Annotated in this window: 16 protein-coding genes; 3 read left to right on the top strand and 13 right to left on the bottom strand. The window is 62.5% G+C overall.

Features of this window, described 5'->3' with window-relative positions; all coding sequences use genetic code 11:
* Nucleotides 1–6: 6 nt before the first annotated feature.
* Together fliQ and fliR are read left to right on the top strand one after the other, a co-directional pair.
* Nucleotides 7–276 (top strand): flagellar biosynthesis protein FliQ, encoded by a 270-nt coding sequence (fliQ, locus tag P9292_RS26950; protein ID WP_244826546.1) that lies wholly within the window; start codon nt 7–9, stop codon nt 274–276.
* 8 nt (nt 277–284) lie between these two features.
* Nucleotides 285–1,082 carry a flagellar biosynthetic protein FliR gene (gene fliR / locus P9292_RS26945; RefSeq protein ID WP_250466038.1) on the top strand — a complete coding sequence of 266 codons (798 nt, stop codon included), beginning with the start codon at nt 285–287 and terminating at the stop codon, nt 1,080–1,082.
* 23 nt (nt 1,083–1,105) lie between these two features.
* Here fliR and P9292_RS26940 read toward each other — a convergent pair whose 3' ends face one another.
* The 13 genes from P9292_RS26940 to flgB all read right to left on the bottom strand — a co-directional run bounded on the left by P9292_RS26940 (nt 1,106) and on the right by flgB (nt 13,809).
* The gene (locus tag P9292_RS26940; protein WP_309962111.1) at nt 1,106–1,528 is read right to left on the bottom strand and encodes a hypothetical protein; all 423 of its coding nucleotides are present in this window, start codon (nt 1,526–1,528) and stop codon (nt 1,106–1,108) included.
* Between the two features lie 244 nt (nt 1,529–1,772).
* Nucleotides 1,773–3,008, bottom strand: coding sequence for a flagellar hook-associated protein FlgL (gene flgL, locus P9292_RS26935; RefSeq protein WP_309962109.1), 1,236 nt, complete (start codon nt 3,006–3,008; stop codon nt 1,773–1,775).
* 11 nt (nt 3,009–3,019) lie between these two features.
* Nucleotides 3,020–4,945 (bottom strand): flagellar hook-associated protein FlgK, encoded by a 1,926-nt coding sequence (flgK, locus tag P9292_RS26930; protein WP_244826550.1) that lies wholly within the window; start codon nt 4,943–4,945, stop codon nt 3,020–3,022.
* Between the two features lie 352 nt (nt 4,946–5,297).
* On the bottom strand, nt 5,298–6,086 hold the full coding sequence (locus P9292_RS26925) for a flagellar brake protein (RefSeq protein WP_370652046.1): 789 nt from the start codon (nt 6,084–6,086) through the stop codon (nt 5,298–5,300).
* Nucleotides 6,087–6,357: 271 nt separating this feature from the next.
* Complete coding sequence (gene flgJ / locus P9292_RS26920) at nt 6,358–7,398, bottom strand: flagellar assembly peptidoglycan hydrolase FlgJ (protein ID WP_309962106.1); 1,041 nt, start codon at nt 7,396–7,398, stop codon at nt 6,358–6,360.
* Between the two features lie 13 nt (nt 7,399–7,411).
* On the bottom strand, nt 7,412–8,539 hold the full coding sequence (locus P9292_RS26915) for a flagellar basal body P-ring protein FlgI (protein ID WP_309962104.1): 1,128 nt from the start codon (nt 8,537–8,539) through the stop codon (nt 7,412–7,414).
* 6 nt (nt 8,540–8,545) lie between these two features.
* Nucleotides 8,546–9,241 (bottom strand): flagellar basal body L-ring protein FlgH, encoded by a 696-nt coding sequence (locus P9292_RS26910; protein ID WP_244826554.1) that lies wholly within the window; start codon nt 9,239–9,241, stop codon nt 8,546–8,548.
* Between the two features lie 27 nt (nt 9,242–9,268).
* Nucleotides 9,269–10,057 (bottom strand): flagellar basal-body rod protein FlgG, encoded by a 789-nt coding sequence (gene flgG / locus P9292_RS26905; RefSeq protein WP_309962102.1) that lies wholly within the window; start codon nt 10,055–10,057, stop codon nt 9,269–9,271.
* A 33-nt stretch (nt 10,058–10,090) separates the two neighbouring features.
* Nucleotides 10,091–10,843, bottom strand: coding sequence for a flagellar basal-body rod protein FlgF (gene flgF, locus P9292_RS26900; RefSeq protein WP_244826556.1), 753 nt, complete (start codon nt 10,841–10,843; stop codon nt 10,091–10,093).
* Between the two features lie 34 nt (nt 10,844–10,877).
* Complete coding sequence (flgE, locus tag P9292_RS26895; protein WP_244826557.1) at nt 10,878–12,095, bottom strand: flagellar hook protein FlgE; 1,218 nt, start codon at nt 12,093–12,095, stop codon at nt 10,878–10,880.
* Nucleotides 12,096–12,122: 27 nt separating this feature from the next.
* The gene (locus P9292_RS26890; protein ID WP_250466045.1) at nt 12,123–12,854 is read right to left on the bottom strand and encodes a flagellar hook assembly protein FlgD; all 732 of its coding nucleotides are present in this window, start codon (nt 12,852–12,854) and stop codon (nt 12,123–12,125) included.
* A gap of 11 nt (nt 12,855–12,865) precedes the next feature.
* Nucleotides 12,866–13,291: a flagellar basal body rod protein FlgC gene (gene flgC, locus P9292_RS26885; protein WP_244826559.1), complete on the bottom strand. Its 426-nt coding sequence runs from the start codon at nt 13,289–13,291 to the stop codon at nt 12,866–12,868.
* Nucleotides 13,292–13,305: 14 nt separating this feature from the next.
* Nucleotides 13,306–13,809: a flagellar basal body rod protein FlgB gene (flgB, locus tag P9292_RS26880; protein WP_244826560.1), complete on the bottom strand. Its 504-nt coding sequence runs from the start codon at nt 13,807–13,809 to the stop codon at nt 13,306–13,308.
* A gap of 464 nt (nt 13,810–14,273) precedes the next feature.
* Here flgB and flgA point away from each other — a divergent pair, with 464 nt between their 5' ends.
* A complete protein-coding gene (gene flgA / locus P9292_RS26875) occupies nt 14,274–15,746 on the top strand; it encodes a flagellar basal body P-ring formation chaperone FlgA (protein ID WP_309962100.1) in 1,473 nt (490 codons plus the stop codon).
* The last annotated feature ends 274 nt before the right edge of the window (nt 15,747–16,020 follow it).

Raw genomic sequence — 16,020 nt, 5'->3', positions numbered from 1 at the left:
GCTGGAATGACACCCGAATCGGTCATGACCATAGCGCATCAGGCGATGTATGTCGCGTTGCTGCTGGCTGCCCCGCTCTTGCTGGTCGCGCTCGTCGTGGGTCTGGTGGTTAGTCTCTTTCAGGCGGCCACGCAGATCAACGAATCGACGCTCTCCTTCATTCCCAAGCTGATCGCCGTGGCGGTGACGCTCGTGATCGCAGGACCGTGGATGCTCACGACCATCCTCGATTACATGCGGCACGTGTTCACCATCACGCCTGCGATCACAGGCTGATTCGTTCGATGTTCTCGGTTACTTATGCGCAACTGAACGGCTGGCTCACGGCGTTTCTGTGGCCGTTCGTGCGCATCCTCGCCTTGATGGCCACCGCGCCGGTGCTGAACCATATGGCGTTGCCCACGCGCGTGAAGATCGCGCTGGCCGCCTTCATCACGCTGATCGTCGCGCCCACCTTACCCGCCATGCCCGACGCCACGGTGTTTTCAGCGGCGGGCGTGTGGATCATCGTCAATCAGTTCCTGATTGGCGCGGCCATTGGCATGACGATGCAAATAGCCTTTGCCGCCGTCGATGCGGCTGGCGAGTTCATCGGACAGCAAATGGGCCTCGGTTTCGCGATGCTTTACGATCCGCGCGCGGGTGGCAATGCCGTGGTGGTATCGCGCTATCTCAACACGCTGGCGATGCTGGCGTTTCTTGTCTTCGACGGGCATCTGCAACTGATCGCGGCACTGATCACGACCTTCCAGAGTGTGCCCGTCGATGTCAATGTCGTGGCGTCCGCTTCGCATGCGCAAGGTTGGCGGGTGATGGTGGGTTATGGCGCTTCGGTTTTTTCCACCGGGTTGTTGCTGTCGTTGCCGGTCGTGGCGGCGCTTCTTATCGCCAATCTCGCGCTCGGCATTCTGAATCGCGCGGCGCCGCAGATCGGCATCTTCCAGGTGGGTTTTCCGGTCACCATGCTCGTCGGCTTGTTGCTGCTTCAGTTGATGGTGCCTAATTTGATGCCGTTTTTTCAGCGGATCTTCGAGGCGGGGCTGGGACAGGTGGGAAGAATCGCGGGCTCGATGGGCCCTTGACGCCTCATTGCCCGCATCGTGGCTCACGGTGCGCGCATGCACGGCGCAACGTGCCCGACATACATGGGCCGTTCACCATACCGAACGACAGCGCCGTTGCGAATAAGGAACCAGCGGCGCTTGGCTCCCGTGTAACCGCCATAGCTGTTCTTCGCGTTGATGTCCGTGCACACGAGATAGCCATAAACGGCACGGTGCTCCGTCATGTTCTCGATAGCCTGATCCTTCGTTGGCGTGGAGAAATCGCCATAGCGCGCCGACTCGGGGTCTTTGAGCGTCTTCGCCATGGCCGCCTTGATGATGTCCTGATAATTCGACGGATATTCACCGTAGTCAGCGTCCGGCTCCGGCAGCGTCGCGGCCCACTGTGCCCGCCCGGCGTCGAGTTGTGCCGTGTTCTTGCGGGCAGGCGGCGAATCCGCGCCGCTTCCACACGCGACAAGCATGATCGGACATGTCATTGCACCGAGCACAACGAGCGCGCGATCAATCCCTATTTCCGTCACCCGTCTCACCAAGCAGTCGGTATCTCATGACGCACGAATCCTCGACGTTGCACTTAAGTCCGGTGCGTCAATCATAGGAATCGTTCCCGGCTTCTTCCACTGAAAAAACGAAAAAAAAAGCATCGCCAAACCGCACGATGCCCTTCTCGAAGTTCCCTTAAAAAACGAGAGACAAGACCCCTTATTAGCTGAGGTAATTGAACAACGACAACTTCTGGATCTGCGAAAACGCCTGCTGTGCCGCCGTCAACGAGTTTTGCGTGAGCTCATAAGAACTGATCGCCGAAACCAGATCGATGCTCGTCAGATTCGCAAGATCGCTGGCGGTCTGCGTCTGCGAAGTCGCCATCGACGTCTGCGTGGCCTTCACTTCCTGCTCACGGCCACCCACCACCGTCTGCGCAGACAACACGTTCGTGTAGGTGTTGTCGAGCTTGGTCGAAGCCGTCGACAACGCGTTGGTCAACGTCGCTTCCGAGGCTGGCGTGCCCGTCGGCTGCTTGAGCGCGCTGATCAAATTGTCGAGCGTCGCGAACACATCGTTGTTGCCCGATGCCGCCGGCTGCACCGTGAAGCTGTCGCCGTTCGCGGGCGCGCCGCTGACCGTCACCTTCTGACCGCCGAACGAAATCGCCGTGCCGGCCGTGTATGCGGTCGGTGTCGTCGACAACGACGAGTCAGGCGGCGTCGCGGTCACGAGGTAGCTCGTCGAACCATCCGTCGACGATACCGAAAACGCGATCGAATACGTGCTCGCATTGTTCGCGTTGCCCGGATCGGCCGTGCTCACCTTGCTGATCGTGGCCGTGCCCGTATTGGTCGCCGATGCCGACGGTACCGCGTCGCTATCCGTGGGCGACACGCCCATGAAAATCGACGAGCCGGTGTCGCCCACGGGAATCGAGCGGCCCGAGCTGATCTGCACCGTGCGCTGGCCGGCATCGCCCGAATACGTCGTGCCTACGCCGGAAGCATTGTTCGAAAACGGCGCGGTGCCGCCCTTTAAACCCGAGAAAATGTAATTGCCTTCGCTGTCGGTCGTGTTCGCGACGCTCATCAACTGGTCGCGATAACCCTGCAGCGTATCCGCAATCGATTTGCGATCCGCGTTCGTGAGGGAGCCATCGCCCGCGCGCACGACTTGCGTCTGAATGCTTTGCAGCACGCCGCTCACGTCGCTCAAGGTCGAATCTTCCTGCTGCAACGACGAAAGCGCCGTGGTCTGATTCGCGCTGTATTGCGTGAGCGTGGCGGTCTTCATCGTGAGCTGCACGGCCTGCGCGGCACCGAGCGGGTCGTCGGAAGCGGTCAGAATGCGCTTGCCCGACGAGATCTGCTGATACATCGAGGCAAGCGAGCTCTGCTGGTCGCTCATCGAAGCGACGTTCATGTTGAAATACTGCGAACTGGATATACGCATCGCTAAATGCCTCAGTTAAAGATGCCAAGCAGCGTCTGAAACAGCGTCGAAGCCGTCTGAATCACTTTGCTGTTCGCCTGATAAAGCTGCTGATACTGCATGAGGTTCGCCGCTTCCTCGTTCAGGTTCACGCCCTGCACGGACTGTTGCGCCGATGTCGCCTGACTGAGCAGCGCCGTTTGGGACGAGCTCGTGCTCTTCAGCTGGTTCGTCTGGTTGCCGATCTGGTTCACGTAGTTCGCATAGGAATTCGTGAGCGTGTCGGTGCCGTTCATCGACTTGGTCGACACCAGGTTCGACATGGTGAGCGCGTTGCTGCCGTCGCTCGTGCCGCCCGTGTTCGGATTGATGTTGAACACGTCCGTATTGGCCGGCTTGCCGCTGATCGTCGCGCTGATGCCGTTCGACGTAACAGTGAGCCCCTTCGACGAATCGTAGGGAATGGTCGTGTTGGCCGGGTAATTCGTGGTGCCCACGGTCACCGCGACATTCGACGTGAAGCCGCCCGCCGTCGAGTTGTACGTGAGCGCGATAGCCGAAGGCGTGCTGTAACCCGCCGCGACCGTCGCCGAGGAAATCGTGGCCGTACCGGTGTTCGCGGTCGCCGCCGATGTCACCGCGGGCGAAGCGGCCGCGATCGCGGAGCCGTTGGTCGTCGCGAGCTGGAAGTTGTCGAGCGAGGCGCGCGTCGGCTGAATGGAGAACGAGTCGCCCGCTTGCATCGTGCCCGACGGCGTGATCTTCAGACCGTCGAACGCGTTGGGCGGCGTGAAGCTGCCGAGCGCCTTGCCGCTCTGGGTATCGGTCACGTCGAAGCCGGTGCCGTTATAGGTGACCGTGAGATCGCTGGACGTGGGCTGCGTGGCATCGGAGAACTCGGCCGTGACCGTGCCGGTGCCCTTGTTGCGCGCGTCGGCGTAGACGGTGGGCGAACCCGCCGAGAAGAGCGCGCCGCCAGCCTGGCCGTTCAGATCGAGGCCGAGCGAGTTCTGTCCGTTCAGTTGCGCGGCAAAGCTCGTCGCAATCGCGCCGAGTTGCGCTTGCGCCGGATCGAGCGTTTGCGAGCGGAAGTCCATCAGGCCGCCAACCACGCCGCCCGACAACGCGCTTGTATCGAGGTATTGCGTCTGCGCGGCGGTCGGCGTCGTGCCGTCCTTGCTCTTGAACGCGACCGTCAATTCGCTCGGGTCAGTCGGCGATGTCACCGTCTGCAATGCCGAAGCCGTGCCGCCGACGACGAGCGGCTGTCCGTTGCCGACGAAGATGTTGTAGTTGCCATCCGTTTGCACGACCTGCACGCCGACCATCGAGCTGAGACTCGCAACGGCCTGATCGCGCTGATCCATCAACTGATTGGGCTGCTGACCTTGCGCGCTGGCGACGTTGATCTGCTTGTTGAGATCAGCGATCTGTTGCGTGTAGCTGTTGATCGACGAGACCGCGCTCGTCAGTTGCGTGTTGACGCTCGAACGCAACTGGTCGTATTGCTCGCCTGCCGAATTGAGCTGATTCGCGAGCGTCTGCGCGTTGCTCATGAGCGACTGGCGCGACGACGTGCTGCTCGCCGAATTCGCCACCGACTGCATGCCCGAAAAATAGTTGCTGATGCCGGTTGCGATACCGGTGGTGGGATCGCCAACGAGGTTGTTCAGCTGCGAGATCAACGAGTAATAGGTGTTGGCGGCGCTGCTCGACGCGGTCGTGTTGTTGACCTGCGTGGTCAAATACTGGCTGTATTGACGCGTGACGGTAGTCGTCTGCACGCCGCTGCCGAGATAGCCGGAACCCGTGTACTGTCCCGACGACTCCTGAAACGAAGCCTTTTCGAGCGTATAGCCGGGCGTCGCCGCATTGCTGATGTTCTGCCCGGTGACTGTCAGGCCCCATTGAGCCGCATTCAGTCCCGACAGGCCGATATTGAAGATGTTGTTGGACATGCGTTGATCCTTGTCTTGGCGGCGATGGCGTCATGCAACGCCGCCGGATAGCTGCCTTGTTTATCGGCGAAGCGCCGGGAAAGTTGAGCGTTTCGGCAAACGTTCGCGGACCGGTTCTTCAACGCGGATACCGTGGACGGTTTGCTCGACTTGGGCATTATCGGGCGCGTCGTGCAAGCGCAATTTGCCGATTTGAAGGGGGTTTTGGGGCTTATTCGGATTAGATTTCGGCGGGCGCTTTTAGCTGTATCGCGACGCGAGGGAATGGAAAAAACCGGGAAACCTTGCAGCCGGACGGGCGGCGCTCAGAGCAGCGCCGCCGCGAGGGGTGAAACCGATGTGAACGGCCGCCTTACTTCGCCAGCGCGCGCCGCTTCATTTCCAGTTGCGTAATGAGCCGCTGCAGCGTGTTTTCCGCCGATCCCGGCATCGAAATGAATTTGAAGCCGAGCGTGAAGCGGCGATCGCCCTTGGCCGTCGTCGATTCCCTGTGCGACACCAGCTTGATATCCACGGTCACCTTGCCGGTGGTCGTGAAGTGCAGTTCGGCATCCTGAATCACGATGCCCATCTCCAGGTCGGCCACGCGTTCGTCCGTGGTTCGCAACGCGACGCCGCCGAGCGAAAGATCATGCACTTCGAAGCGAAAGCGCTCGCCATCCGGCAGCGAGCCGCTGCAAATATAAGGGTCGAGCACCGGCGCTTCGACGCGGAAATATTCGCGACGCTGCATGTAGTAAAGCACCGGCGGAAACTCGGCCTCGAAAGCGGGACGTCCGTCGAACACGGTCTCACGCGCGGCGCCCGTGGTGAATTCGAGTCGCACGCCGTCCGGCGCCGAACTGAAAATCAGCTTGGGCGCAGCCAGCACGTGACGATTCTGTTCCGCCATGCCGCCCCAGTCGAACGTAAAGCGATGTCCCGTAACATCGACGTCCAAAAGGCGCGTAACAATCTGCCCGTCGCCGTATTGCGCGGTCAAAAAGTCGCCGCGATGGGCAAGGTTGCGCAACGACACACCGATCTCCAGCGGATTGCGTCGTCCAAAGTCCACGATCGGCGCAATGTCGTCGTCGGCGAAGTCCTGCATGTGATTGATATTCATTGTGCTGGCCGTATTCATTGGTCGCGTACCGTCCATTTCCGCTACGCCACGTGTCGAACCGGCTCACCTTCGAACCGGCAGTTTCTTCTTAGGGATAGCGGCAAACTGCCAGCAAAGTTTAGACAGGCAGCCCCGAAAAATATGTGGCGCGCCGTCCCTACGAGGACTAAAACGTTTGCACATGCACGAAGCAGGCCAAAGAGCGCGCATGGCTCTAAATCAACGTATTGAGCGCCGAGCGCAAAAAGGCAGGATCGTTCCGCCGTTGCGGAACGCCTGCCTTTCTGTCGAATTCGAAAACGCTTCGTCAGGCGATCTGACGCATGATCGAGATCAACTTTTTCGCGTATTGGGGATCGGTCGCGTAGCCTGCCTTTTGCATGCCGTGCGCGAAGCCCGCGACATCGCGCGATGCCTCCACGACCGGCGCGTAACGCGGATTGTTCTTGATGACGCTCGCGTAGTCGGTGAGCGCGGCTTCGTAGGAATCGTAGGCGCGAAAGCGCTCCACGACCTTCTTCGGCTGACCGTTGACGTATTCCGTCGTCACCGAATCCACTGTCTTGCCGGTCCAGCTCGACGTCGCCTTGATGCCGAAAATGTTGTGGCTCGTCGCGCCGTTCGCGTACTTGATCTCGCGCTTGCCCCAGCCCGATTCCAGCGCCGCCTGGCCGATGATGAAGCGCGCCGGAATGCCCGTTGCCGCGCTCGCGGCTTGCGCGGGCGTGGCCAGCCGTTCGACGAACGCGTTGACCTTGTCCGAACCGTTGCCGCGCACGCCCGGATCGAGCGCGTCGGCGCCCGTGTAGCCGTTGCCGCTGTTGAGCGATGCGCCGCTCTTGTTGGCCTGCGCCGCGGCGTAGGCCTTGGCCATTGCGTTCATTGCGGCGATGTTGCCCGCGTTCGCGTCGCTGCTGCCGCCGCCGCCCGACAGCGCGTTCATCGCGTTCATGCCGTTTGCCGCGCCGCCCGTGGCCGACGTGTCCTTGATGCCCGCCGTGCGCATGAGCTGCTTGTACATCGCGTCCGCCACGCCAATACCCTTCGACGACATCTGCTGCGACAACTGCTGGTCGAGCATCGCCGTGAACGACTTCGTATCGTTCGACTCGAAGGGGCTGTCCGAGGGCGTCGCATCGCGCATGCTCTTGAGCATCATCGTCGTGAAGACCGCATCGAACTGCTTGGCTGCCGCCTTCAAACCCTGTTGCGGCGATGCGTTGGCCTGCGCGCGCAACGCGTCGAAGCCCTGCGTATCGAGCGCGAAGCGGTTGGTCAGGTTCGACAGTCCGCCCGTCTCGGTAGATGCCAATGCCGTGTTGGCGATATCGCTCGAAGTCGAGTTCATGTGCCGTCGTCCCTTAGATGATTTCGAGGTCGGCGCGCAGTGCGCCCGCCGCCTTCATCGACTGAAGGATCGAGATCAGATCGGCCGGTGTCGCGCCGAGTGCGTTCAAGCCCTTCACCACGTCCGCCAGATTCGCGCCCGCCGAAAGCATCTTGAGCGCGCCGCTATCCTGCTTCAACTGAATCGACGATTCCTTCGCGGCGACCGTCTGGCCGTTCGAGAACGCGTTCGGCTGGCTCACCGCCGTTTTCGTGTTGATGACGACCGACAGGTTGCCGTGAGCGACCGCGCAATTCTGCAGCGTGACCATCTGATTCATCACGATGGAGCCGGTGCGTGCATTCAGAATGACCTTGGCCGCGGCTTGCGCCGGCCGCACGTCGATGTTCTGCAACTGCGCCATGAACGAGACCTGTTCGCTCGCTTCGGACGGCGCGCGCAACTGAATCGTGCGGCCGTCGAGCGCGAGCGCCGTGCCCGTGCCGAACTGGTTGTTCACGGCCGCGACGATGCGTTGGGTCGTGTCGAAATCCATCTCGCGCAGTTCCATCTGCATGGTGCCGCCTTGTTGCAGCACCGTGCTCTGCACCGCGCGTTCGACGAGCGCGCCGCCGGAAATGCGGCCCACCGCGAGTTGATTGACCTGCACCTTGCTGCCGTTCGCACTTGCGCCCGCGCCGCCGACGACGAGGTTGCCCTGCGCCATCGCGTAGACCTGACCGTCCGCGCCCTTTAGCGGCGACATCAGCAGGGTGCCCCCGCGCAAGCTCTTGGCATTGCCGAGCGAGGATACGGTCACGTCGATCGCTTCGCCGGGACGCGCGAACGGCGGCAACGTGGCCGTCACCATCACGGCGGCGACGTTCTTCAATTGCATGTTCGACGTGGTCGCTGAATTCACCGTGATGCCCAGGTTGCCGAGCATGTTGGTCAAGCTCTGCGTGGTGAACGGCGTCTGCATGGTCTGGTCGCCCGTGCCGTCGAGACCGACGACGAGGCCATAACCGATCAGCGGATTGTCACGCACGCCTTGAAAGGAGACGAGGTCTTTCAGGCGCTCGGCGTGCGCATGCGGAACGCAGCCGATGGCGACGACAGCAGCCGCGAGCGAGAACGAGAGGAAGCGAAGGAGCGAATTCATGATCGGTCAGAACGGCGCGACGTTGAGGAAGAAGCGCTGGAGCCAGCCCATGTTTTGCGCTTCGTCGATATAACCCTTCGCCGAATATTCGATCTTCGCATCGGCGATCTGCGTGGAGTAGACCGTGTTGCTGCCCGAGATGGTCGTCGGATTGACGACGCCCGAGAAACGCACGTATTCGTTACCCTGGTTGATGAGCATCTGCTTTTCGCCGCTGACCATCAGGTTGCCGTTCGACATCACTTCGGTGACGGTGACGGTGAGCGTGCCGCTGAACGTGTTGGCCGCGCTTGCGCCGCCGCCCGCCGTGAACTTGTTGGCGCCCGTGGCCGACAGGTTCGTGTTGTTGAAGAGGCCGCCGAAGACGCCCGGCACGGTCGGCACGGCGAACGCGCCCGTGCCGGTGCGGTTGGTGTTCGCCGCCGACGACTTCGTCGCGTTGACGTTTTCCGAGATCACGATGGTCAGGATGTCGCCGACGTTGCGCGGACGCTGATCTTCGAACAGCGGCCGGCCTGCGTAGCCCGCGTTGTAGATCGCGCCGGGCGAACGCGTGCCGATGGGCGGCTGCGGCGGACGCGCGGTCATCGGCTGCTGGATGATCGGTTCCTTCGGCACGAGGCCGCAAGCGGCAAGCGCCGCGCCGAGCGCGAGAAGCGATGCAAGGCGTGACGCGCGAACGATAGTGTTGAGTGGCGACATCTTGATGATCCGTTTAATGCTTCTGCGTCAAACCTGCATCTGGGAAAGCGTCTGCAGCATCTGGTCGGACGTGGTCACGGCCTTGCTGTTGATCTCGTAGGCGCGCTGTGTCTGGATCATGTTGACCAGTTCCTGCACCACGTTCACGTTCGACGCTTCCACATAGCCTTGTTGCAGCGAGCCCGTGCCATTCAGGCCCGGTTGCGAAACGTTCGGCGCGCCGGAGCTGCCCGTTTCGGCGAAGAGGTTTTCGCCCTTCGCTTCGAGACCGGCCGGGTTGATGAACGACGCGAGCGTGATCTGGCCGACCGTCGTGCTGGCCGTGCTGCTCGGCTGCGTGACCGAGACCGTGCCGTCCGAGCCGACGGTGATCGCGGTCGCGTTTTGCGGAATCGTGATCGCCGGATTCAATTGATAGCCGCTCGACGTGACGAGCTGGCCTTGCGCGTTGGTCTGGAACGAACCGTCGCGGGTGTAGGCGGTCGTGCCGTCGGGCATCGTCACCTGGAAGAAGCCTTGACCGTTGATCGCGACGTCCTTCGAGTTGCCGGTCTGTTGCAGGTTGCCCTGCGTGTAAAGGCGTTCTGTCGCGACTTGCTGCACGCCGGTGCCGAGCTGGCTGCCCGACGCGAGTTCGGTTTGCTGCGTGGAGTTCGCGCCCGGCTGACGCACGGTCTGATAAAGCAGATCCTCGAACACCGCGCGCGAGCCCTTGAAGCCGTTGGTGCTCACGTTGGCGAGGTTGTTCGAGATCACGTCCATCTGCGACTGCTGAGCATTCATGCCGGTCGCGGCGATATAGAGGGAGCGGTTCATGTCGTTCGTTTCCTAATGTCTTGGCTGTGCGGCTTAGCTGAAGTTCAGCAGCTTGTTCGCCGATTGTTCGTTCTGGTCCGCGGATTCCATCAGCTTGGTCTGCATCTGGAACTGGCGTGCGTTGGAGATCATCGAGACCATCGCGGAGACCGGGTTCACGTTGCTGCCTTCGAGCGAGCCGCCTGCCACGACCACATTCGGGTCCGCTTCGGCGGGGTCGCCATCGGCGGTATGGAAGAGGCCGTCATCGCCGCGCGACAGCGTCGACGGATCGGGATTCACGAGCTTCAGCTGATCCACCGTCGCGATCGCCGTGGGCGGATCGCCCGGAATCAGCGCTGACACCGTGCCGTCCTTGCCGACCGTCACTTCCGCGCCCGGCGGAATGGACAGCGGGCCGCTCGTGCCGAGCACCGGCAAGTTGTTCGCCGTGACGAGCTGACCGTTCTGATCCACGTGCAGATTGCCGGCGCGCGTGTAGGCCTCGTTGCCGTCGGCCGTTTGCACGGAGAGCCAGCCGGGTCCCTGAATCGCGACATCGAGCGGATTGCCCGTTTGCGAGATCGGGCCTGCCGAGTAGTCCGCGTTCGGCGTGGACGAGAGCACGAAAGTGCGCGTCGTGCCATCGGCGGACTGGTTCTCGAACGACATCGGCACTTGACGGAACGCCGCGAGTTGAGCCTTGAAGCCCGTGGTCGATGCGTTCGCCAGGTTGTTCGCCACGACGCTCTGTTGTTCGAGCGCCTGGCTTGCGCCGGTCATCGCGGTGTAGATCAGACGGTCCATGAATCGCTTCCTTCCTTGACTGACTTGGCGACGCTTACAGGTTGATGACCGCTTGGTCGACGGCCTGCTGCGTCTTGATCGTCTGCGCGTTCGCCTGATAGTTGCGCTGCGCGGTGATCAGGCTCACGAGTTCGCTCGTCAGATCGACGTTCGAGTCTTCCACCGCGCCGCCTTGCAGCACGCCGTGGTTGGTCGAGCCCGGAACCGCGACCTGCGCCGCGCCCGAAGCCGCCGTCTGTGCGTAGACGTTGCCGCCCAGGTTCTGCAGACCGTTCTGGTTGTTGAAGTTGGCAATCGCGATCTGGCCGAGCGACTTGGTCTGGCCGTTCGAGTAGTTGCCCGTCAGCATGCCGTCCGTGCCAACCGTGAAGCCGGTCAGTTCGCCCGTGCTGTTGCCGTCCTGATGCAGATTCGCGAGACCGCTCGTCGCGCCGTATTGCGTCGTGCCGGTGAGGTCGAGCGTGAGCGACTGCGTGGTCGTGCCGCTCGGGTCCGCGCCGTTGGGAATCGTGAAGGTGTATTTCGGGCTGCTCGTCAGGTTGCCCGACGTATCGAACGTGACCGCGCCGAGATCCGACTTTTGCGTGACCGGATCGCCGTAACCCGCGAACGCCTCCCACGAGCCCGTCGCGGACTTCGTGAAGTACACCGAGACCTTCTGCGTGCCGCCGAGCGAATCGTAGGCATCGACCGAGGTCGAGGCGTTGTACGTGTTGCCGTTGGTCGGATCGAACGCGGCCTTGTCCTTCACTGCGTCCTGCGAATTCAGATTGAACGACGCGGTGATGGTCTTCGTTGCGGTCGGCGCGATATTGGCCGTCGGCACCGACAGCGGCACCGTGCTTGCGCTGTTGACCACACCGTTCGAATCCGCCGCGTAGCCCATCAGTTGCAGGCCGGCCGAGTTGACGATCTTGCCGGTGTTGTCGAGGTGGAACACGCCGTTACGCGAGTACACGGTCGAACCGTTGTTCGACAACTGATAGAAACCGTTGCCGTTGATGGCGACGTCGAGCGCCTGGTTGGTCGTCGTGATCGTGCCTTGCGAGAACTGCTGCTGCACTTCGGACAGACGCGTGCCGATACCGATCTGGTTGCTGACGGCGGTGGCCATCGAGCTTGCGTACATATCGGCGAATTGCGCCTGGCCTTGCTTGAAGCCGACCGTGTTCGCGTTCGCGATGTTGTTGCCGATCACGTCGAGGTCGCTCGATGCAGCGCCCAGACCGCTCAGTGCTTGTTGATAGCTCATGTGTTTCTCTCTGGAATGTCTGTTTGTTTAAAGAATCGAGGCGACGCTCGACAGTGCGACCGTGGAGCCGTTCGCGAGCTTGAGACCCGGTGCGCCGCCCGTCATCTGCACGACGCTCTGGACTTGCGAGGCCGCGAGCGTGGTCGCCGTTGCCTGCTGGCCGTTGATCGTGCCTTGCGCGGTGATCGTGTAAGTGCCGTCGGCGAGCGTATTGCCCTTCGAGTCGACCGGCTTCCATCCCGAGACCGGCACCACGCCTGCGCTCTGCGCGCCGAGGTCGAGCGTGTTGACGATCTGGCCGGACGAGTTCTTGACGACGACCTGAAGGTCGCTCACGTCGTTGGCTAGCTGCACGCCGAAAGTCGACGACGCGCCGCTCGATACCGACACGTTGCTGCCCGAGGCGAGCACGGTCGAACCGATGAGCATCGCCGCTTGCGTCGACTGGCCGGCGGAAAGCTGCGTGGCGAGCGAGGACAGCGACGTGTTCAACTGACCGATGCCCGACACCGTGTTGATCTGCGCGAGCTGCGAAGTCATCTGCGAGCTGTCGGCTGGGTTGGTCGGGTCCTGGTTCTTCAACTGCGTCACGAGCAGCGTGAGAAAGGTGTTCTGCAGGTCCGATGCGGACGTGCCCGAAGTCGAACTGGAGCTCGAGCTGGACGACGTCGAGGAAGCCGACGACGCGCCGTTCATGGTGTCGAGGAGCGTCTGCGACACCGTGGTGCCGTTGCTGCCGATGGTTGTGCTGGTTGTCACGTTATGTTCCTTCAGGTTCCGATGGTGAGGGTCTTGAGCATCAATTGCTTCGCGGTATTGAGCGTTTCGACGTTCGCCTGATAGGAACGCGACGCGGACATCATGTTGACCATTTCCTGCACCGGATCGACGTTCGGCAGCGTCACGTAGCCGTCCGCGTTCGCCGCCGGGTTGCTCGGGTCGTAACTGGTTTTCATCGGGCTCGGGTCGTCGATCACGCCGGTGACCTGCACGCCGCCGACTTGCTGGCCGGAGCCGCTCTTCGCGCCGCCGAGCGGATCGACCGCGAACACGACCTGCTTCGCCTTGTACGCCTGGCCGTCGGGGCCGGTGGTGCTGTCCGCGTTGGCCAGATTCGACGCGGTGACGTTCAGGCGTTGCGCCTGAGCCGACATCGCCGAACCGGCCACGCTGAAAATGTTCATCAAAGAAGGCATGGTTTTCTGGCTCCTTAACTGTTCGACGTGATCGCCGAAAGCATCGACTTGATCTGCGAACTCAACACCGTCATGCCGGCTTCGAAGTGCAGCGCGTTGTCCGCGAATTGCACGCGCTCGGCGTCGAGATCGACCGTATTGCCGTCGAGCGACGGCTGGTTCGGCACGCGATAGGCGAGGCGGCCGTAGTCGTCGCTCGAACCGCCGGATGCGGTGAGCGTCGAAGTGCCCGACATGTGGCCGCGCGCCGTGACCGCCATTGCCGCGCCAGCGCTCACGCTGACCGGCTGCGCCATTGCCAGCGTGCCGGTGCTGCTCGTGCCCGCGCTGCTCGCCGTGCCAGTGGCGCCGCCTTTCTTCAGCGCGCCGGCAAGGGCGGACGAGAAATCGACGTCGCGCGCCTTGTAGCCCGGCGTGTCCGCGTTGGCGATATTCGACGAAAGCAGTTCCTGCCGATACGCGCGGACATCGAGCGCTTCGCGGCCGAAGGCGAATTCCTTGTCGAGTTTGTCTAGCATCACCGTCCTCTACAGATGTTTGGTTCGGGTCCGGCATCGCCAAGACCTTTTTGCATGACACGAATATTAGGAGCGGCGCGCAACAACTAATCCGACGAATAACCGGGAAACGGGGCCTCTATTCGACGCTTGATCGCCGCGCGGTCTATCTAGAATCTGGTTCGTGGTCGAAAGGAATGGTTTGGGAGTCGAAGCGGCTGTGATGTTCGTGGGACTGATCGGGTGAATGGGCTCGGCCGCCGTGGCATTGCGGCGGCGTTTGTCCAGCGATGTGTAGTTGCCGTCTTGTCCGCGCCCCAGCCTGGGCAAGACGAGTCAGTCGAATGGGAGTGCCGCCGTGGAAATCGCGGCGTGTCGTTAGCGGTTTGCAGTCGCCGTCCTGTCCGCGCCCCCGCAAAGGGCAGGACGGCTCAATCGAATCAGAACGCCGTCGCGGCATTCGCGGCGCGCGAGGGAGAGAAGTAATGAGCAGGTCCGCCAGTCATTCGTCGAAGGCTCTTGCCCGCGTCGCCGCGATGGAGCGCCGCGTGCAGAAGGCGTCGTCGCTTGCGCGACGCTCGGCGGCTGGCGTGGCCCTCCTGTTCGTCGGGGCCGCTGGTTTTGGCTTTGCGGCGAGCGCTTACGCGCAGCAGGACGATGGCCCCATCGTCATTCCGGGCAACGCGGAGACGAATCCGGCAGCCGCGGCGGAAATGGCGAAGGGTCTCAAGACCGCGAAAGCCGCGCCCGCGACCACGCCCGCACCGGTGGCCGCCGTTTCTCAGGCAGCAATTTCATCCGCGATGATGTCGCGCCCGAGCGGCTACGGCGATGCCAGCAAAGCCGCCGATGCCGCCATGCGCCATGCCGCGCTCGCGCTCGAAGCACGCGCCGAAGCCGCCGACGACGCCATGGACGACGCAAGCGGCATGATCGTCATTCCCGGTCCGGGCGAAGGGAAGGCGCAAACGGGCGTTGGAACGGCGCGCGCGGCGGCCTCTGCTAATCAGAATGCAGTAAGCGGCGCGATGAGCGCGCCCGTTTCCAAGGTTGCCGATGCTCCGGGCGCCGCTCAAACCGCAGCTCAACCCGATACCGCCGCGAACGCGAATCTGCGCAGAGTCGCCTCCGTCACGCCATCGCGCGATGTGATTCCCGTGGTCGTCACCCGCGACGACGCCATTCCCGCCCGCAACGGCGCCGTGCGTCCGATCGCGGCAGGCACGACGGCGCCCGTTCCCAGCGCGGCATCGCCGATGAAGCGCGTCAGTTTTAATCCGTCCGCCGCAGCGCCCGCCGCGACGACGCTGCCACAAGCGAACGCCACCGGCGCCACCGTCCAGGACGGCGAGAGCATTCGCGCGGCTGCCGTGGCTTTTCTTCAGCAACAAACCGCCGGACTGCCGGGCAAGGTCGAGATCACCGTGACGCCTGCGTTCCCGCGAGGTCTCGCGCCGTGTTCGTCGATCGATCCGTTCATGCCGACCGGCGCACGGCTCTGGGGCCGTATGACAGTAGGCGTGCGCTGCGTCGGCGAGCGCCCGTGGACGCTCTATCTGCAAGCGCGCGTGGCGATCAACGCGACTTACTACACGGCGGCGCGCGCGATCGCTCCCGGCGAGATGCTCGGTCAGGGCGATGTGGTCGCCCACGAAGGCGATATCACCGCGATGCCGCAGGCCACCGTCACCGATCCCGCGCAAGCCGTGGGCGCCATCGCGCTGTCGCGCGTGCCGGCGGGATTGCCGCTGCGCACCGACATGCTGCGCGCTGCCAGCTCGGTTGCCGTCGGCCAGACGGTGCATGTCGTCACGGATGGCTCCGGATTCTCGATTTCCGCCGAAGGCAGCGTGATGAACAACGCCGCGCCCGGCCAGCAAGTCCGCGTGAAGACGGCCAACGGACAGATCATCACCGGCATCGTGAAGGACAGTCAGACCGTCGAGATACGGATGTGAGACGGCTTGAGGCAGAAATCTGCGAATCAGGTCGTGAAAGACAGTAAGACCGTCGAGATGCATGACCGAAGGTGGCTTTTTTCGGCGCTCCATCGTCCGAACGAATCGGTCTGAACGAGCCGCAAAAGCCCTTATGTGGGCCAGATAACAGTTTGTTTCACTTTGTTGCAATTGCTCTGAAGCCCGCCCCGTAAGGCTTTGCTGGCGACGAGCGAGTCGATGCCCCGTATGGGTCCCCCGGTTGGGTAAAGTTTCCAAACACCCCCGCCGATAA

The sequence above is a fragment of the Caballeronia sp. LZ001 genome (assembly GCF_031450875.1).
Classification (GTDB): Bacteria; Pseudomonadota; Gammaproteobacteria; order Burkholderiales; family Burkholderiaceae; genus Caballeronia.
This window is presented reverse-complemented; position numbering and strand designations above follow the sequence as displayed.

Bases quoted from the DNA above. Each gene is read 5' to 3' on its own strand.
- fliQ (WP_244826546.1), top strand. From the start codon at position 7: ATGACACCCGAATCGGTCATGACCATAGCGCATCAGGCGATGTATGTC.
- fliR (WP_250466038.1), top strand. From the start codon at position 285: ATGTTCTCGGTTACTTATGCGCAACTGAACGGCTGGCTCACGGCGTTT.
- P9292_RS26940 (WP_309962111.1), bottom strand. From the start codon at position 1,528: ATGCTTGTCGCGTGTGGAAGCGGCGCGGATTCGCCGCCTGCCCGCAAG.
- flgL (WP_309962109.1), bottom strand. From the start codon at position 3,008: ATGCGTATATCCAGTTCGCAGTATTTCAACATGAACGTCGCTTCGATG.
- flgK (WP_244826550.1), bottom strand. From the start codon at position 4,945: ATGTCCAACAACATCTTCAATATCGGCCTGTCGGGACTGAATGCGGCT.
- P9292_RS26925 (WP_370652046.1), bottom strand. From the start codon at position 6,086: ATGGACGGTACGCGACCAATGAATACGGCCAGCACAATGAATATCAAT.
- flgJ (WP_309962106.1), bottom strand. From the start codon at position 7,398: ATGAACTCGACTTCGAGCGATATCGCCAACACGGCATTGGCATCTACC.
- P9292_RS26915 (WP_309962104.1), bottom strand. From the start codon at position 8,539: ATGAATTCGCTCCTTCGCTTCCTCTCGTTCTCGCTCGCGGCTGCTGTC.
- P9292_RS26910 (WP_244826554.1), bottom strand. From the start codon at position 9,241: ATGTCGCCACTCAACACTATCGTTCGCGCGTCACGCCTTGCATCGCTT.
- flgG (WP_309962102.1), bottom strand. From the start codon at position 10,057: ATGAACCGCTCCCTCTATATCGCCGCGACCGGCATGAATGCTCAGCAG.
- flgF (WP_244826556.1), bottom strand. From the start codon at position 10,843: ATGGACCGTCTGATCTACACCGCGATGACCGGCGCAAGCCAGGCGCTC.
- flgE (WP_244826557.1), bottom strand. From the start codon at position 12,095: ATGAGCTATCAACAAGCACTGAGCGGTCTGGGCGCTGCATCGAGCGAC.
- flgC (WP_244826559.1), bottom strand. From the start codon at position 13,291: ATGCCTTCTTTGATGAACATTTTCAGCGTGGCCGGTTCGGCGATGTCG.
- flgB (WP_244826560.1), bottom strand. From the start codon at position 13,809: ATGCTAGACAAACTCGACAAGGAATTCGCCTTCGGCCGCGAAGCGCTC.
- flgA (WP_309962100.1), top strand. From the start codon at position 14,274: ATGAGCAGGTCCGCCAGTCATTCGTCGAAGGCTCTTGCCCGCGTCGCC.